Here is a 16,131-nt window from a genome sequence, read left to right as displayed (position 1 = left end):
TTTCAAGATTATAAAATTTCATTTGCTAATCATTGCTTTGTTGTACTGCAAGATTATAAATAACTAATCCAAAACCTATTTTATTAATTGCATCTCCAATGTTATAAATAACATCCATACTCAAACCATTCAAACCATCATACCACCCTGGAGTTCCAGCCATGTATCCTAAAGGATAAATAGCCCAACCAACTAATACAAACCAACATAAGGCTTTGTGGGCACTCAAAACAGAACCTCCCGCAGAAAGAGCTAACTTTTTTGCTTGTCCGAACCAAATATCATACGCTATTATGAAATAGGCAATACCTGAAATAAGACCCCACAACCAAGCGTTGTCTCTATTTACTGCTTCACCAATATATCCTGTAACTAACATTACAACCGATAAAAATATCAATCTCCACATAAGAGATTTTTTAGCGCCAGCAACCTTGAGAATTAAAAAGAATTCAACACACATTAAAGGTACGGTTAAGATCCAATCTACATATCTAAAAAATGTAGGTGATTCTCCATAAGCACCCCAATAGTCACGCATGTACCAATAATGCACTGCTGCTATAAAAGTGATTAGCCCAGAAACTAAAATAGAAAGACGCCACTTTTTATCAAAAGTACTCATGGAAAAAAAGAAAAATACGGAAGCCGCTAGCATTGCCATACATCCAACAAAAAAGGTAAAACCAACATAGTCGTCTGTGGCCATTTTACTAACCGCTAAGAAATTTAAATTGTAAAACATAGTTAAAAGGTTTGTTTAATATTAATAAATAATAGTTAAACAAATTTAATAAAATTTTATTAAATTTACTAGTAAAATAATTTCAAATGCTTAAAGAACAATATTTTAGAATTTACATAAGTATTTTAATACTTTGGCTCTTTTCCATCACAAGCTCTAGTATTAACAGCTACTTAACCTACATTTTCATTCTATCTATTGGTATAATACACGGCACAAATGACCTTGAAATTTTGTTAGAAATTAAAACTAAAAAATTTAATTATTTAAAAACACTAGGCCAATATTTGCTACTAATTGTATTGGCTAGTGCATTATTTATACTCTCTAAAGAGTTAGCTTTTCTTTTATTTTTATTATTCAGTTGTCACCATTTTGGAGAGCAAAATTTTCATACTATTAATGTAGATTCAGAGACGAAGAGCGTATTGCTTTACTTTACTTATGGAACGTTTGTTTTTTCTATTTTATTTTTAAATAATTTTCAAGAAACTTTAGTCATAATGCAAGAAATGTTCGCCATAAAATTAAGTAAAACATATCTCATTTATATTGCAGCTTGCTCCTTTGTTATATTTATTTGCATTCTTTTACAATACGCTGCAGCAAAAAAAAAATATACCATTTTAGCAGAAGAAGTTTTGTATCTTTTTGTTCTTTTTGTAATATTTCGTGCCTCCGATTTAATTATTAGTTTCGGAATTTACTTTATAGTATGGCACAGTATTCCATCTATTATTGATCAATTAGAGTTCATGTATGGCAAAGCATCTCGACAAAACTTTATAAAATATCTTAAAAAATCAATACTTTTTTGGGGAATTGGTCTGCTAACAATTGGTATACTTTTTTGGTATTACAGGGATAGCATTCTTTTAGAATCTATATTATTTGGTGTATTGTTTGTCATATCTCTTCCGCATGTTATTGTTATAACCTTAATGAATAAATTTAAGAAAGTGTGAGAAAATCTTATCGGATATCAAAGGTATTCATAACGCTATAGGTAACCCATATATTCAACAAACGTACGGGTATTTGAACAGAATCTGAAATAGTTATTTTTGATCCCTCTACTCCAATCCATTTAAGTAATGGCTCTTCTTTAATTTTTTGCATAACTATTTCTTTACCATAGCGCTTTTTTAAACGTAAAAATATTTCCACATCAAAAAGCCATTTACTTACAAAAGCTTTACCATAAATGAGTGGAATTTCTTCTTTTTTAAAAACCTTGGCACCACATTGTGTATCGGATATTTCTAAACCCAGAATTAAATTGATGATGGACTTAATTACCATGGAAAAAAATTTTCTTTTGTTTCCTCTTTTGATAATATTGTTGAATCCGTTTGTTTTGCGAGAACCAAACACTAAACTTAAATTATCATTTTGTTTTAGGCATTGTGTTAGACGTTTATAATCTATAAAATCAGTAGACAGATCAGCATCCATATATCCTATGTAACGAATAGCATCTTGATGATACAAATATTTTGCTGCGGTTCTTATAGCGGCTGCTTTTCCTTTATTTTTTTCTAAATGGATAACCGTCACTCGTTTGGAACATGCGTTTTGTATTGTATTTAGAATTTCTAAAGTGGTATCCTCGCTACCATCATTAACCAAACACAAATGGTACAATGGATGTGTTGCAATGAAATCTATGTACCTAGAAACGTCAATTCTTAGGGCCTCGTTGTAACAAGGAATTATAATTGCTGTTTTCATTATTTGATGTTTTTTTAAACTAAATTATTGGGGATATTCTGAATTTGATATATCATTCGACTTCAGCACATATAGTTTAGATGAAAGGTAAATATCTACCTATCAGTGGGTTTAGAGTTACCATAGTTATTTGTATATTTATAATACATCAAAAAAAGAACGCATATTGCATACAAAAAGAAATCCATATTTGCTAAGTGCCCTACTGATTGGTTTGGTGTTCCATGGAAGTTCTATGTTTTTTACCTTAGAATATACGTATGACGCTCTTATTCATGTTTTCTTTTCCAATCATTACATTACTTCTTGGTTTGACCCATGGAATTACAATTGGTACAATGGATTCTCTGTTTTAGGGTACCCGCCATTGTCACATCAAATAATTGCTCTACTATCTTTTATAGGTGGTATAAAATTTGGTTTATTTTTCCTTTGTATCTTCAGTATTCTATTATTTCTTCAAGGTGTTTATAATTTTTCTTTACTGCTCTTGAGAAATAGAAAAGTAGCAGGATATGCAACAATTTTTGCTGTTTGCTCCTCCTCTCTTATTGAAACCATTCATATTTTCGGACAAATTCCAACGATTCTTGGAATCGCTTTTTTGTTACATACTTTACCGCATATTTACAATTGGGTATTACACAAAAGCAAATACAGTTTTTTTTGTGCGATTTCTTTAATAGGCCTTGGTGCAACTGCCCATCATGTTACCCCAATATTTGGAATGGTTTTTTTTATTATACCCACTATTGGTATGGCTGTAATGGAACATGCAAAAAAAAGTGATGCAACATATGAAGACATCCGTTTTTTAGATTTTATTCGAAGTTTACGTGAAAAAATGGCGAGTATTCTGGTATTTACCATATCCTCAATATTGGTTATTATTTTAAGTATTTTACCGTATTGGATAAACATTAAAAACAATCCAATAACACAAGTCCCAATTCCGCATGGTTCTAGAGATGATTTTTTAGAGGTTGCCTCCTCCGGGCTAATGTTTTTTTTAATTCCTTGGGGCATACTTTTGTGTATCTTTCCCTATATCTGGTACCGGTACCTATCCCGAAGACTATTGTTCTTTGGAATATCAATTCTTATATTAACCCTTTTAGGAACTGGCGGAACTTCAGTCATACCTAAATTAATACTAGGCGAAAATGCCTTTAATATCCTCACCTTAGACCGTTTTAGTTTTTGGGGTTCTGTGATGGCTATTCCAATAGCAGGAGAATTCTTTTACCGCCTATTTTCGGGAGATATTAAAATAAAAATAATTCAAAAATTCGGACTATTCTTATTTCGTACAATTTGCAGCTCAACTATTTTAGTATACGTAAGCATAGCGGTTTTAACTATTAGTTTGGGATATTTTAGACCTTTCCAACCACAGAAAATAAAAATGCTACCGATAGTAAATTTTTTGAATGCAGACCAACATTACAAATGGAGGTACCTTACGCTTGGTTTTGGTGATCAGATGGCATGGTTAGCTTCTCTCACTAAAGCAAAAACAATAGATGGTAATTATCATTCGGCTCGAAGATTACCCGAATTAACCTCTAGAGCCATTGAGCGACTAGAAAACTCAAAATTTAAAGGTGTAGAAGGCATTGGTTCTCTGCAACAGTTTTTAACTGTTCCTGAAAAATACCATTTAAAATACATCTTTTCGAATGATAAGTTCTATGATCCTATTTTATACTTCTGTGGATGGCAAAGACTTCAAGTTTTAGAAAATGGAATTATGGTATGGGAAAAACTAAGTGTACCTCCTTTACCAGGAGTTCTTCCAAAAGAAGATGTCTCTTTGTATCAAAAAATATGGTGGGGTATCTTACCAATGCTAATTTTACTGATAGCTTTTATTGTAAATATTCAATATCGATGGATACAACATATAGCAAATAAAACGAAAGACATTCCTATATCGGGAATTCACATCTATAAAAGTAACAACCAAGAAATTAAAAGAATCGCAATAATTATTTGTGTTTGGTTGCTTTTTGTTGCAGTGAGCCTTGGTATGTACACCTTTTCGATTTATCAATCGAATAACACCCACCTTACACCGACAAATGCCGTAGCCTCGTATTACGATGCTCTCGATTTTAAAAAATTTGAAAGAGCCTATGAACATTTAGATCCATTGAGTAATAAAACACTAGATCAATTTTTATTGGAGATTTCAGTAACAGATGGTTTGTTGAGTTCTTATGCAAAACTAGACGCCATGGAACCAATTCTTATCGAACAGAAAAACAACAAAGCAAAAGTTATGGTGACAACACACTGGATAACTTCTTTAGAACGATTTACGAAAGTATACTACCACGATCTCATCAAGAGAAATAACAAGTGGTATCTTATTCTCGATGATTTTGACAGAGATCTTCCTCCGGAACAACTCGTAATACAAAACACCTCCATATATTACAACCATGGAAGAAGAAAAGTTACTTCAGAACAAACCTATCACGAGGATATTTTAAAACAACCTATTTTAGAAATTTTGTCTGCAACATTAATTAAAAGTGATGGTAAATTTTCAATTATTGGTGAACTACAAAATATAGATAACTCTCCGGCAGATGTAAATGTCAGAGGAAGTATTTTTAACTATAAAGACAAGTTACTTGCTACCTATAATGCCAAATACCTTATCAAACATAATTTGTATCCCAAGGAAATAACTAGCTTTAAAGTAGATTTTGAAGGCATTGCTGGGCAAATGCGAACGACTCGATTCCAAAGACATTCAATCCGGAAGAATTCACTCCAATAGAAATAAATGACATCCCTGCAAAATTTAACATCCTCTCTACGAGTATACTCTCGGGAAATGAACTCCGAGATGATTTAGTACTGAACATGGTAAATCAAAAGGATTCTATTCTAACTGGAGTTTTATTTAATAAAGGTACCACGAATGCAACCATTCCTAAAATTTTACTCTCCTTTTATGATAAAAATAAAAGGTTAGTATGGATAGATCATTTGTTTATAGAGGAGAGTATTCGACCTCGTAGAAAACATTATTTTAGCTATAGAATACCCGAAAATGTAAATATTGAAGTTTATTCTAACGATTATTCACAGAGTTACAGCAACGGAATCTTGAACCGAGAAATTAAAAATAATTTCCTTCCGAATCGAAATGAGAAACAACATGAGGTTTTATTACAGCCAATACAGAGCAAAAAATTTTCTTATGTGAAAATGGAACTTAATGAATATAATGGTGCCTTTAAATGATTTTACAAAAAACTACATATCGTCTTGTTTTATTTTTTCTGTTGGCAAATAGCTTTTCAATTAGCTACGGACAACATACCGAATACTTTCTTAATAGAACTACGTATTCCGCTGGTAGTCCAATCATTTTAAAATTTGCAACTATTTCACAGGGAGAGGTCCAACTCTGGATTCATAATTCGTATGGAAGTTCTTTAGTAGAGGATACAGCGAGGAAAAAGGAATTTCACCTGTTTAAAATACCAACCTATTTTTGCGCCAAATCTGGAATACTTCACTGGAAACTAATAGGAGGAAAATCAGTACTTCAAAAGGGATCTATCAGTATTCGTCCTAATAACAAGCACATAGTAATGGAAAATTATGTTGGCCCAAATGAAATCTTTAATACTGCAAAAGATTTTGCCATGCTAGTTAGTGTGCCGACCGATACTTTTGACAACCCACTTGCAGACAAAACAAAAATTAAGGTTACGGAATTTTTAGATCGCAACAAAAGACAGATAGCCTAGAATTACATAATCTTATTGGATGGAGAAAAATATATGCGTATCCAAAAACAGGAAAAATAATTGCCACGATAGAATGCAACAATAGCACATCAGAGGAATTTACTGTAGATATTGCAGCAAACACGCCTGAAAATTTCACCATTAAAGCAAATAAAACACATAATTACGCCGATGGGAATCAAGTCATTACCTTTACCACCTCGATTTTAAAAGATCGATACGGAAATGTAGTAAGCGACGGAACAAAAGTTTCCTTCATCATACAAAATAATTTAGGATACAAATTACAAACTTCTGGGAACACGATTGGAGGAATTGCAACTGGAAGTATTTTACATCCGGAGTCTGCACAAACCTGGAAGATCAAAGCTTATGTGGTTGGAATGGCAGAAAGTAATTGGCTTCAAACCTCTTTTATCGCAGCGCTCTCTGAAATTCCTGTAGAAGTTACTCCCGAAAAAAATAAAGTAATCGTAGGACCATTGGTTAGCTTTATACAGCAACGAATCCCCGACGGTGCTCTGGTAACATTAAACATACGAAAGAATACAAAAATAATTAGTTCCCTACGAAAGCATAGCTTAAAGGGCATTGCTAGTTTTGATCTAAACAAAACTACAATTGCCCCAGGAACTTACACTATATCCATTGCAACAATGGGGAAGCTAAAAGAAATAAAGGACGTAAAATTACAATGAAAAATTATACTCGAAATAGTTATCAAATTTTAATCTTCTCTACATTTATTCTTATAAATGTATTTGTAATTTTTGGTATCAGTAAAGTTTTGAGTTATTTCAATAAAGGTGCAGATAGAAGTACTATGTTAAAAGTTGCCGAAGACACCAAAAACTTTTACATGCCAAAATTTAGCTGGATCAATACAAAAAATCCAGGGCGAGTTATGGAAAAGCAAACCATGGTAGATCTCAAAAGAGACTATTTGCACGCTTGGTACCTCCGTTTTATGTCTTTCGAAACCAACACGACAAAAGGAATTGAAGATTACTACACGCAAAACGCAAGAAAAAATTTACAGAAAATAGTTGCAGAAAATAAAAGACAAAATATTCGAACTAATGGAACGACACTAGAACATGCAATCGATATTCATTTTTACAGTGAAGACGGACAATTAATTGCTTTTACAGACCGAAACGTAAAAGAATACCAACAGGTATTTAAAAACGATAAGATGTTGTTCGAAAACATTGGTTATTATTCCTACAAAGTTGTGATGCTTAAAGAAGATGGATATTGGAGAATTCGACATATGGTAAAAACTAAAAGTACTACTTCAAAGACAAATAGTACAAATACAGCAAACCAAAAGTTATATCCGGGCAACTTTCGGTATAAAGGCATCAATTACTATCCCCAAAATTCTGCATGGAATATGTTTGGTGAACGCTTTGACAAAGAGATTATATCTAAAGACTTTTCCCTAATTGCAGAACAAGGCTTAAATAGTATTAGAATATTTATACCCTATCATGATTTTGGCAAAAGTGATATTCCTTCCTCTAAAACAGAACAACTTAAAACACTTTTACAAATTGCAGAAGACAACGGACTTAAAGTTATAGTAACCTTATTCGACTCCTATGGAGATTATAAAGTTATCGATTGGAGTATTACCCAGCGGCATCTTGAACAAATAGTCACCCCATTTATTACTAACCCTACCATTCTTGCATGGGATATTAAAAACGAACCAGACCTAGATTTCAAATCTAGAAAAAAAGAAAATGTACTCGCCTGGTTAAGAATAACTGTGAACTACTTGCGGGAAATCGATCCTAATCATCAAATTACCATCGGGTGGTCTTCCTCTAAAGTTGCACACATACTGCATAATGAATTGGATTTTATATCCTACCATTACTACGGTAAACCAAAAAATTTTATAAAAGACTACACTTCCCTAAAGGAAATCATTCCAAACAAAAAGTTAGTGCTGCAAGAGTTTGGCGCTTCCTCAGACTTTGGTTTTTGGAATCCATTCGGGAAGAATCGTACCAAACAAGAGCACTTCTATAGAGATTTTCAAAAAATACTCTCCGAAAATAGCATCGATTATTTATCATGGACTTTATACGACTTTACATCCATCCCTGATATCGTAGTTGGTGTGCTACCATGGAGAAAAAATAGACAAAAAAACTTTGGATTTATAGATACTGACGGAAATGAAAAACCTGCCTTTGAGTATATCTCAAAATAATTAGGAAGCTTTGTTTTTAAGTAAAATGTTTTGAAAGTGAACAATATACCAATTCGAAATATCTGCCATAGATAAAGCCTTAGATGCTTTGTAATTAATATGGGCAATAGTTTCTCGATACTGTTTATCTTTAATAAGTTTTTCCAAAGCATCTGCTAAACTAAGGTAGTTCTCAGGCTCGAAATATGCACCAACGTATCCCTCTTCTTTCATCAATAAACTAAAATCTCCAAGATCTGGTAAGACGATTACTTTGCCATAACCAGCGGCCTGATGCAATACCCCGGAACTACCTGTTGTTCCTGTATATGGCAAGACAACCACAGAACTATTCATAAAAAGTGAGGCCACATTTTCTTCTTCTATATATCCAGGAAAAAACAAGCCTTCAACATGTGCGTATGTAGTTTGAACACTTTCTAGATACCCAGGGACATTTGGATTGTCTGTCCCAGCAATAATTAGCTCAATCTTTATCGGAACTTTTTTACGAATAGCAATTAATGCCTCGATTAATACCTCCACTTTTTTATAGGTACCAAATTTACCAAAAGTTAAAATTCTGAAAACCTCACCATCTTGCTGCATTTCAAGAGTATTACTAATTTCAAAGGTTCCATGAGGAATTAAAGCAACGTTGTTAGTTTTGTATTTTTTTTCCAGAATATCTACGTATTTCCCAATAGTTACAGCAACTAAATCTGATGCTAATATAGATTTGGTAAGACAAGTACCTATAAAATTGAAGACATTTTTCCATAGTTTATTCTTCGTAAAACCAGCTGTTTTAAGATCTACTTGCTCCAATATATTGTGCAATAAGACTAGCGAAGGAATATTAATAATTTTACACGCTAAAGGAAGTAATAATCCCATACCTGCCGCTATCTTTTTATCACCAAATTTCATAAACTGGAGGTTAAAAAATACAAGGTCTGGCTTTACTTTTTGAATTGTTTTCATAATAGAAAAGAAATTGTGATAACTATTAAAAGTCCAACATTGAACAGCGGTTACAACACAAGTACTTTCTTTAAATTCTAAGAGCGATTGACTGGGTTTTACATCGGTTAAAATTACAATTTCGTTAAGCTCTTCTTTAGCTGATAAATTTTTCACTAAATGGTAGGCATATTCATTTAGAGTAACTTTACTGGGTGGATATGCAGATACAATGGCTAGTTTCATCGCGTATAATTTATAATGACAGTTTAAATTTCTCTTAAAATAATCAAATCAAGTTAGGCAATCGATAAACGTATGTTTTGTATCGGTTACTTGTTTTTTTATAGCTTTTTATTATTAAATAATATTTGAACTAATAGAACAACTACGAATTCACTTCTGAAAAACATCACTTAAAATAAAAGACATTTTTGTTTGGAGCAACATGCTTTTAATACCTCTATTATTGTAACCAAGAAGTAGAACTCTTTTATTTTGTAGTTCTATATTTCGGTAAAAAGAAATTAATAAGTTAATACCATATATATCTATTTTATTTACCTTATTTAAATCAATAATGTGGATGTCGTTTGCATCCAAGACAGTTTCGAGGTAGGTTTTTACCACTTCGATATTTTCTTTGGTAATATCTCCATTGATTTCGTGAATTCCATTACTCTCTACTATTTGTAATTGCATAAGCTTTAAATTTTATATCGCATAAACTTTTAACTGCATACAAATTTCAGTTACCTACGATTAAAATAGAATTTGATTTCGATGAAACGCTATTATATATCGATGAATATTAAAAAGTTATACTTAACTTGAAGGTGTAGTATGAACCAAACAACAATAAAATGAAAAGTAAGTATTGTCTCACTTGTATTTTTTTGCTTTTACTAGTGCAAAACTATGCGCAGAATATGGAAACCGGATACCAGTTTTTAGAGAATGGAGCGTATAAAAACGCAGAAAAATATTTTTCTGAAATTCTAAAAGAATATCCTAACAATAAAACTGCAAAACTGTGTTACGGAAGATCTATTGGCTTACAGGGTAAAACTAAAGAGGCTGTATCTATTTTTAAAAATCTAGAGAACAGTTATCCTGACGATTTTGAAATTAAACTCAATTACGGAGAGAGTTTATTATGGGATGAAAGTTATGCCGAAGCCGAAAAATATTTTGAAAATTTAGTACGAAAAAACCCCGAAAGTTTCGCTGCAAATTTGTCATATGCCAATACGTTAACCAATGTAAAGAAACATAAATTAGCTATGCAATATATTGATTTAGCACTTGCCATACAACCAAATAATGAAAATGCATTACGTTCGAAAAAATACATACAACTCAATTATGCATATGAGGAAAGCCAGAAAAACAATACCGAAACAGCAATGGATATTTTAGAAAATACGCTTAAACAATTCCCAAACGACATTGCTGTAATAGATGCCAAAGCTAACCTTCAAATTAAATCCAAAAAATACGATGCAGCTCTGAAATCCTATGAATTTATGGAGAAACAAAAAGATGGATATCTAACAGCAACTTGTGGTTCAGCACTTGTTTATCATTTGCAAAAAAAAGACAAAAAAGCTTTAGAAACTGCATCGATAGCCAATGCCTTTGCAGAAAAAAGTATACCTGTAAATACGTCAAAATACGTCGATGCTAAAGAGCGTTATATTCAAGCGTTACTTTGGAATTACAAATATAAAGAAGCTAGAAAAGAATTGACAAAAATAACGGAGGTATTCCCCAATTCAGAAAGGACACAAGTTTTACAAGCGATGTATAACATGTATACCAATAATTTTCAAAAAGCCATACACAACTACGATACGGTTTTGCGTCTTAATACAGAAAGTTTCGATGGAAACTTAGGAAATGCCAATGCGCATTTTGCATATGGTGATTTAGAAAATGCTTATGTATATAACAAAAGAACTCTTAAAATATACCCTAATCAGGAAGATGCTTTGCAATTTAATAAAAAACTCACCTGGAAAACACTTCCGTATATCACACAACGATACACGCACACCTATGATAACGGAGAGAACAAAGCCAATGCATTTAACGTCATGGCAAAACTACCTACAAGTTTTAAATTTTCACCGATCTTAAAATACACCAATCGAAAAACGACCAATGCAATTCTTGAAAAAAAGGCTACTACCAATCAATTTGAGTTGGGTGCTCACTATCGCATACATCCTAAATTTAAGCTAGAAGGAAGCCTAGGATTAATAAATGCACTCCATATTGAAAATGAATTTACTAGTGTCATTGGACATTTAAAAATAAACTATAAGCCCGCACCTCTTCAAGATATTAAAATTCTTTTTAGTAAAGAATTACAAAACTTTAATGCACCACTGATAGCAGAAAATATAATGATGCACAACTACCTAATAGATTATTTATTAGAAACCAACTTTAATCTTGGGCTATTTTCACAATCTATGTTCACTTCACAAAGTGACGACAATACTAGAAATATATTCTTTACTTCACTTTTTTACAAACTAAGTAATACTCCTGCATTAAAGATAGGAGTGAATTATCAATACATGACGTTTAAAGAAACTAAGGCAGATCTTTATTTTAGCCCTAATAAATTTAACTCTGTGGAAGTTTTCACCAATCTTACCAGCCCGGAGGAACAAAAAATAACCTATACAATAAATGGCGCTTTAGGATATCAATATATTGAAGACGAAGATAAGTCAGGCACCTTTAGAATTGATGCCAATGTTGGTTATAGATTATCCAACTATTTTCAGGTGTATGTATTCGGTAAACACAATAATATAGCATCTGCAACCGCTACAGGTTTTGAATTTACCGAATACGGGTTTGGATTACAATGGTATTTTTCAAAAAAAACCTTTTTTACCATACCAACAGAGTGAGAACTTATCTAGTAAAAACTAAATCGTTCCCTTGCGACATTTCTTCGGAGAAACCATACCCATCGGTATTGAAACCTTTAAGGCCATCAATGGAGTTTACATCATTTTCTATAATGTATCGCACCATATATCCCCGTGCCTTTTTGGCATAGGTCATTATCGTTTTGTATTGCCCGTTCTTAAAGTCTTTAAATACAGGAGTAATCATAGGAACTTTCAAAGCCTTCTTTGGTAACGCTCTAAAATACTCTGCACTCGCTAAGTTAATTAGCAAAGAATCAGCATTCATTTCCTCATTTAAAGATTCGGCTAATTTGGTTCCCCAGAACTTGTATAATGTATCAGTTTGCCCTACCTGTAATTTTGTACCCATTTCCAAACGATATGGCTGTATAAGGTCTAATGGCTTCAACAATCCGTACAAACCAGATAATATTCGTAACTTTTCTTGCATTTTGGTTATTTGCGCATTGGTCATGGAATTCACATCGATACTTCTAAATACCTCTCCTGTAAAAGAAAACACTGCTTGCTTGGCATTGTCTTCGGTAAAATCTGGATGCCAATCTTGATTTCTTTGGTAATTTAAAGTTGCTAAATCCTGTGATATTTTCATAAGACTAGCAAGTTCCAAGGCCGATAATTTTTTTAAAGCCTTATTTAGTTTTTGTGAATCTTCTAAAAACCTTGGTTGGGTATAAGTTGCTATAGCAGGCTTTGTTTCAAAATCAAGAGACTTGGTGGGTGATACTATTATTTTCATGACAGTTCAATTATATTTAGATTTTAAAAGTATAAATCTTATGGAAAACAACATCAAAATTTTTATAGAAATTCATGATAGTTACCTATAAAAAAACTATTTAATCCACCGTAAAAGAAAGTCCGTCGTATGCCAAATAAACATTTTCAGGAAGCTCTTTTTGCACCTCTTCATGAAACCCTAAGAGTTCGCTAATATGAGTTAAATAAGTTCGCTTTGGCTGGATTTGCTCCACGAAAGCCAATGCTTCTTCAATATTAAAATGAGTAGCATGTGGCTCCTTTCGCAAACCAGTAATTATAAGGGTGTCCAAATGTAATAACTTTTCTTTTTCTACTTGGGAAATAGACTTAATATCGGTTAAATATGCCACATTGTTAAATCGATATCCTAGAATTGGTAAATCGCCGTGCATAATTGCTACCGGAAGAATCGAAAGACCTCGAAATTCTAATGAATCCTCTTCCGAAATGGTATGGATTTCTACATTTGGTGCGCTCGGATATTTATTTTCTGTTTTGAAAATATAAGCATATCTTTCCTTTAAAGAATGTAAAACGCGTTCACTCCCATAGATAGAAACATAGCCTTGCCGGAAACTGTAAGGACGAATATCATCAAAACCAGCGATGTGATCCGAATGTTCATGCGTAAATAAAATAGCTTCTATGGCAATAACGTTTTCTCGAATCATTTGTTCTCTAAAATCGGGACCACAATCCACTACAAAATTTCTAGTTCCCCAAGAAACAAGTATGGAAGATCGCAATCTCTTGTCTTTAGTATCCTTTGAAAACGCAACAGGATGTCGACTACCAATCATCGGAACCCCCGTTGAGGTCCCTGTTCCTAAAAAAGTTATTTTAAGCTGCTTTTTTTGATTCATGTATTACACAAAAATACAATAAATATTGAGGGATGGAAGCAATATTTAGTACATTTGCCTTAGGTAACAAAAAAATAAAAAATGGCAATAACGTTAAAAGGAGATCAGAAGATTAATACGGTACCAACGATAAAGTCAAAAGCACTTAAAGTAAATTTAAATGCCAATATATACGGTACCTTTGCAGAAATTGGTGCTGGACAAGAAACGGTTCGAAATTTTTTTAGAGCTGGTGGAGCATCGGGAACAATAGCAAAAGCAATGAGTGCTTATGACAAAGACTTTTCTGATGCGATTTACGGTATTGAAAACGATGGACGGTATGTTACTGAGGCTCGATTAAAAAAAATGCTAAAGCATGAAATGGAGCTTATCGAAGAGCGTTTGGATCGCAATAAACATCCGGATAAACTCTTTTTCAGTTATGCCAACACAGTTGCCACAATTAACTTTTCGAAAAAATTTAAAGGACATGGTTGGGTTGGTATTCGATTTCAATTAGACCCTCTCGAAGATTACAACGAAATCGTACTTCACCTAAGGTTTAAAGAAACGGATGCGAGACAACAACAAGAAACTTTAGGTAATTTAGGAGTTAACTTGATTTATGGCGCTTTCTATCTCAATGATAACCCCAAAGAGCTTTTAAAATCCTTTTATGACAATATCGATCAAGATCGTCTTGAGATAGATATGATTAACTTCTCAGGGCCACGTTTTATGTATGTAGACAATCGTTTAATGAGTTTACAACTAGTAAAAAACAACATGACCAATGCGGTTATGTTTGGTCCGGATGGTAACAATTTACTTCCTGCACAAGTTCTGTACAAGAGAAATATCTTGGCCTTAAGAGGAAGTTTCCGACCTGTTACCAATGTCAATATGGACATGTTTGAAAAGTCGAAAGAATTATTTCTTGCTGAAAAAAAAGTAAACCCAGACAAAACTCAAATTATATTTGAAATAACCCTCAGTAATCTAAAAGCTGAAGGTAGAATAAATGAAAGAGACTTTTTAGATCGAGCAGAACTACTTTGTTCGTTAGGACAAAATGTGATGATTACCAATTATCAAGAATATTTTAAACTGGTAGAATATTTTAGTGAATTCACAAAAGAGAGAATGGCCCTAGCAATGGGAGTAAACAATCTTATACAAATTTTTGATGAAAAATATTACAGAGATTTAAGTGGAGGAATATTGGAAGCTTTTGGAAAATTATTTTATCGAGACTTAAAAGTGTACCTATACCCATATAAAAACGAAGAGACCGGTGAATACATCACGAGTGAAAACTTAAAAGTACATCCTCGTATTAAAGAGCTTTATAAATTTTTTAAACTAAACGGTAAACTAGTTGACCTCAAAGGATTTAATCAAGACATCTTACATATTTTTTCGAGAAAAGTTCTAAAAATGATTAAAAGCAACGAAGAAGGATGGGAAGATATGCTACCTAAAGGTGTCTCGAAAATGATTAAAGAGAAGAGACTTTTCGGTTTTTCAAGAAGAATGTAATCCGAGAGATAGAAAATTTATAATCAAGTGATATCAGCAAAATCCTAATGTAAAATATTTTTATTGACAAAGGACGACAGCATACTCGAGAATCTAAAAAATGCATCCACCAAGGAAAAAGCGTTTAAAGAACTTGTTGCAGAATATAAAGAACGATTGTATTGGCATATTAGAAAGATTGTATACCTGCATGCTGATGCAGATGATGTTTTGCAAAATACTTTTATAAAAGTATTCAAAAATATAGATTCATTTAAAGGGGATAGCAAATTGTATTCTTGGATTTACCGAATTGCTACCAACGAGGCAATTACCTTAATAAACAAGAAAGCAAAAGAAAAAAATATAGATATTTCAGACTACCAACAAGAGCTCACTTCAAATTTGAGTGCTGAGTATTATTTTAACGGTGATGAAATCCAACTTATGCTACAACGAGCAATTGCAACATTACCGGAAAAGCAACGATTAGTTTTCAATATGAAATACTTTGACAATATGAAATATGAGGAAATTTCGGAAATTCTGGAAGTTTCCGTCGGTAGTTTAAAGGCGTCCTACCACCATGCAGTAAAAAAAATAGAATCCTATATTAAAAACAACAATTGATTAAACCATTTCA

15 protein-coding genes are annotated in these 16,131 nt (G+C 32.7%); 9 read left to right on the top strand and 6 right to left on the bottom strand.

Features of this window, described 5'->3' with window-relative positions:
• Window positions 1-25: 25 nt before the first annotated feature.
• Window positions 26-745 (bottom strand): bacteriorhodopsin-like, encoded by a 720-nt coding sequence (locus tag BSU00_RS02165; protein WP_105002929.1) that lies wholly within the window; start codon window positions 743-745, stop codon window positions 26-28.
• A gap of 86 nt (window positions 746-831) precedes the next feature.
• Between BSU00_RS02165 and BSU00_RS02160 the strand changes: the two genes are divergently transcribed.
• On the top strand, window positions 832-1,710 hold the full coding sequence (locus tag BSU00_RS02160; RefSeq protein WP_105002928.1) for a Brp/Blh family beta-carotene 15,15'-dioxygenase: 879 nt from the start codon (window positions 832-834) through the stop codon (window positions 1,708-1,710).
• Window positions 1,711-1,717: 7 nt separating this feature from the next.
• On the opposite strand, the gene BSU00_RS02155 is transcribed toward BSU00_RS02160, so the two are convergent.
• The gene (locus BSU00_RS02155) at window positions 1,718-2,476 is read right to left on the bottom strand and encodes a glycosyltransferase (RefSeq protein ID WP_105002927.1); all 759 of its coding nucleotides are present in this window, start codon (window positions 2,474-2,476) and stop codon (window positions 1,718-1,720) included.
• A gap of 166 nt (window positions 2,477-2,642) precedes the next feature.
• Here BSU00_RS02155 and BSU00_RS02150 point away from each other — a divergent pair, with 166 nt between their 5' ends.
• The 5 genes from BSU00_RS02150 to BSU00_RS02135 all read left to right on the top strand — a co-directional run bounded on the left by BSU00_RS02150 (window position 2,643) and on the right by BSU00_RS02135 (window position 8,470).
• Window positions 2,643-5,264: a hypothetical protein gene (locus BSU00_RS02150; protein ID WP_369820239.1), complete on the top strand. Its 2,622-nt coding sequence runs from the start codon at window positions 2,643-2,645 to the stop codon at window positions 5,262-5,264.
• An 86-nt stretch (window positions 5,265-5,350) separates the two neighbouring features.
• Window positions 5,351-5,734, top strand: a complete 384-nt coding sequence (locus BSU00_RS13845; RefSeq protein ID WP_369820238.1) for a hypothetical protein — start codon at window positions 5,351-5,353, stop codon at window positions 5,732-5,734.
• Entirely contained in the window at window positions 5,731-6,246 is a 516-nt protein-coding gene (locus BSU00_RS02145; protein ID WP_105002926.1) for a hypothetical protein, read from the top strand. Before BSU00_RS13845 ends, BSU00_RS02145 begins: the two co-directional genes overlap by 4 nt.
• A 383-nt stretch (window positions 6,247-6,629) precedes the next feature.
• Window positions 6,630-6,944, top strand: coding sequence for a hypothetical protein (locus BSU00_RS02140; RefSeq protein ID WP_105002925.1), 315 nt, complete (start codon window positions 6,630-6,632; stop codon window positions 6,942-6,944).
• Complete coding sequence (locus tag BSU00_RS02135) at window positions 6,941-8,470, top strand: cellulase family glycosylhydrolase (protein ID WP_105002924.1); 1,530 nt, start codon at window positions 6,941-6,943, stop codon at window positions 8,468-8,470. Before BSU00_RS02140 ends, BSU00_RS02135 begins: the two co-directional genes overlap by 4 nt.
• On the opposite strand, the gene BSU00_RS02130 is transcribed toward BSU00_RS02135, so the two are convergent.
• Both BSU00_RS02130 and BSU00_RS02125 read right to left on the bottom strand, forming a co-directional pair.
• A complete protein-coding gene (locus BSU00_RS02130) occupies window positions 8,471-9,658 on the bottom strand; it encodes a glycosyltransferase (protein WP_105002923.1) in 1,188 nt (395 codons plus the stop codon). It lies immediately after the preceding gene.
• A gap of 150 nt (window positions 9,659-9,808) precedes the next feature.
• Entirely contained in the window at window positions 9,809-10,114 is a 306-nt protein-coding gene (locus tag BSU00_RS02125) for an STAS domain-containing protein (RefSeq protein WP_105002922.1), read from the bottom strand.
• 161 nt (window positions 10,115-10,275) lie between these two features.
• Here BSU00_RS02125 and BSU00_RS02120 point away from each other — a divergent pair, with 161 nt between their 5' ends.
• The gene (locus BSU00_RS02120; protein WP_105002921.1) at window positions 10,276-12,339 is read left to right on the top strand and encodes a tetratricopeptide repeat protein; all 2,064 of its coding nucleotides are present in this window, start codon (window positions 10,276-10,278) and stop codon (window positions 12,337-12,339) included.
• 4 nt (window positions 12,340-12,343) lie between these two features.
• Here BSU00_RS02120 and yaaA read toward each other — a convergent pair whose 3' ends face one another.
• Window positions 12,344-13,102 (bottom strand): peroxide stress protein YaaA, encoded by a 759-nt coding sequence (yaaA, locus tag BSU00_RS02115; RefSeq protein WP_105002920.1) that lies wholly within the window; start codon window positions 13,100-13,102, stop codon window positions 12,344-12,346.
• Between the two features lie 100 nt (window positions 13,103-13,202).
• Window positions 13,203-13,988 (bottom strand): MBL fold metallo-hydrolase, encoded by a 786-nt coding sequence (locus BSU00_RS02110; protein ID WP_105002919.1) that lies wholly within the window; start codon window positions 13,986-13,988, stop codon window positions 13,203-13,205.
• Window positions 13,989-14,069: 81 nt separating this feature from the next.
• Here BSU00_RS02110 and BSU00_RS02105 point away from each other — a divergent pair, with 81 nt between their 5' ends.
• The gene (locus BSU00_RS02105; RefSeq protein WP_105002918.1) at window positions 14,070-15,509 is read left to right on the top strand and encodes a nicotinate-nucleotide adenylyltransferase; all 1,440 of its coding nucleotides are present in this window, start codon (window positions 14,070-14,072) and stop codon (window positions 15,507-15,509) included.
• 63 nt (window positions 15,510-15,572) lie between these two features.
• Window positions 15,573-16,118, top strand: coding sequence for an RNA polymerase sigma factor (locus BSU00_RS02100; protein WP_105002917.1), 546 nt, complete (start codon window positions 15,573-15,575; stop codon window positions 16,116-16,118).
• Window positions 16,119-16,131 lie beyond the last annotated feature (13 nt).

Source organism: Tenacibaculum sp. SG-28, from assembly GCF_002954385.1.
Classification (GTDB): domain Bacteria; phylum Bacteroidota; class Bacteroidia; order Flavobacteriales; family Flavobacteriaceae; genus Polaribacter.
The sequence above is the reverse complement of the archived record's forward strand: the minus strand, read 5'-3'. Positions and strand labels throughout refer to the sequence as shown.

Bases quoted from the DNA above. Each gene is read 5' to 3' on its own strand.
- BSU00_RS02165 (WP_105002929.1), bottom strand. From the start codon at position 745: ATGTTTTACAATTTAAATTTCTTAGCGGTTAGTAAAATGGCCACAGAC.
- BSU00_RS02160 (WP_105002928.1), top strand. From the start codon at position 832: ATGCTTAAAGAACAATATTTTAGAATTTACATAAGTATTTTAATACTT.
- BSU00_RS02155 (WP_105002927.1), bottom strand. From the start codon at position 2,476: ATGAAAACAGCAATTATAATTCCTTGTTACAACGAGGCCCTAAGAATT.
- BSU00_RS13845 (WP_369820238.1), top strand. From the start codon at position 5,351: ATGGTAAATCAAAAGGATTCTATTCTAACTGGAGTTTTATTTAATAAA.
- BSU00_RS02145 (WP_105002926.1), top strand. From the start codon at position 5,731: ATGATTTTACAAAAAACTACATATCGTCTTGTTTTATTTTTTCTGTTG.
- BSU00_RS02140 (WP_105002925.1), top strand. From the start codon at position 6,630: ATGGCAGAAAGTAATTGGCTTCAAACCTCTTTTATCGCAGCGCTCTCT.
- BSU00_RS02135 (WP_105002924.1), top strand. From the start codon at position 6,941: ATGAAAAATTATACTCGAAATAGTTATCAAATTTTAATCTTCTCTACA.
- BSU00_RS02130 (WP_105002923.1), bottom strand. From the start codon at position 9,658: ATGAAACTAGCCATTGTATCTGCATATCCACCCAGTAAAGTTACTCTA.
- BSU00_RS02125 (WP_105002922.1), bottom strand. From the start codon at position 10,114: ATGCAATTACAAATAGTAGAGAGTAATGGAATTCACGAAATCAATGGA.
- BSU00_RS02120 (WP_105002921.1), top strand. From the start codon at position 10,276: ATGAAAAGTAAGTATTGTCTCACTTGTATTTTTTTGCTTTTACTAGTG.
- yaaA (WP_105002920.1), bottom strand. From the start codon at position 13,102: ATGAAAATAATAGTATCACCCACCAAGTCTCTTGATTTTGAAACAAAG.
- BSU00_RS02110 (WP_105002919.1), bottom strand. From the start codon at position 13,988: ATGAATCAAAAAAAGCAGCTTAAAATAACTTTTTTAGGAACAGGGACC.
- BSU00_RS02105 (WP_105002918.1), top strand. From the start codon at position 14,070: ATGGCAATAACGTTAAAAGGAGATCAGAAGATTAATACGGTACCAACG.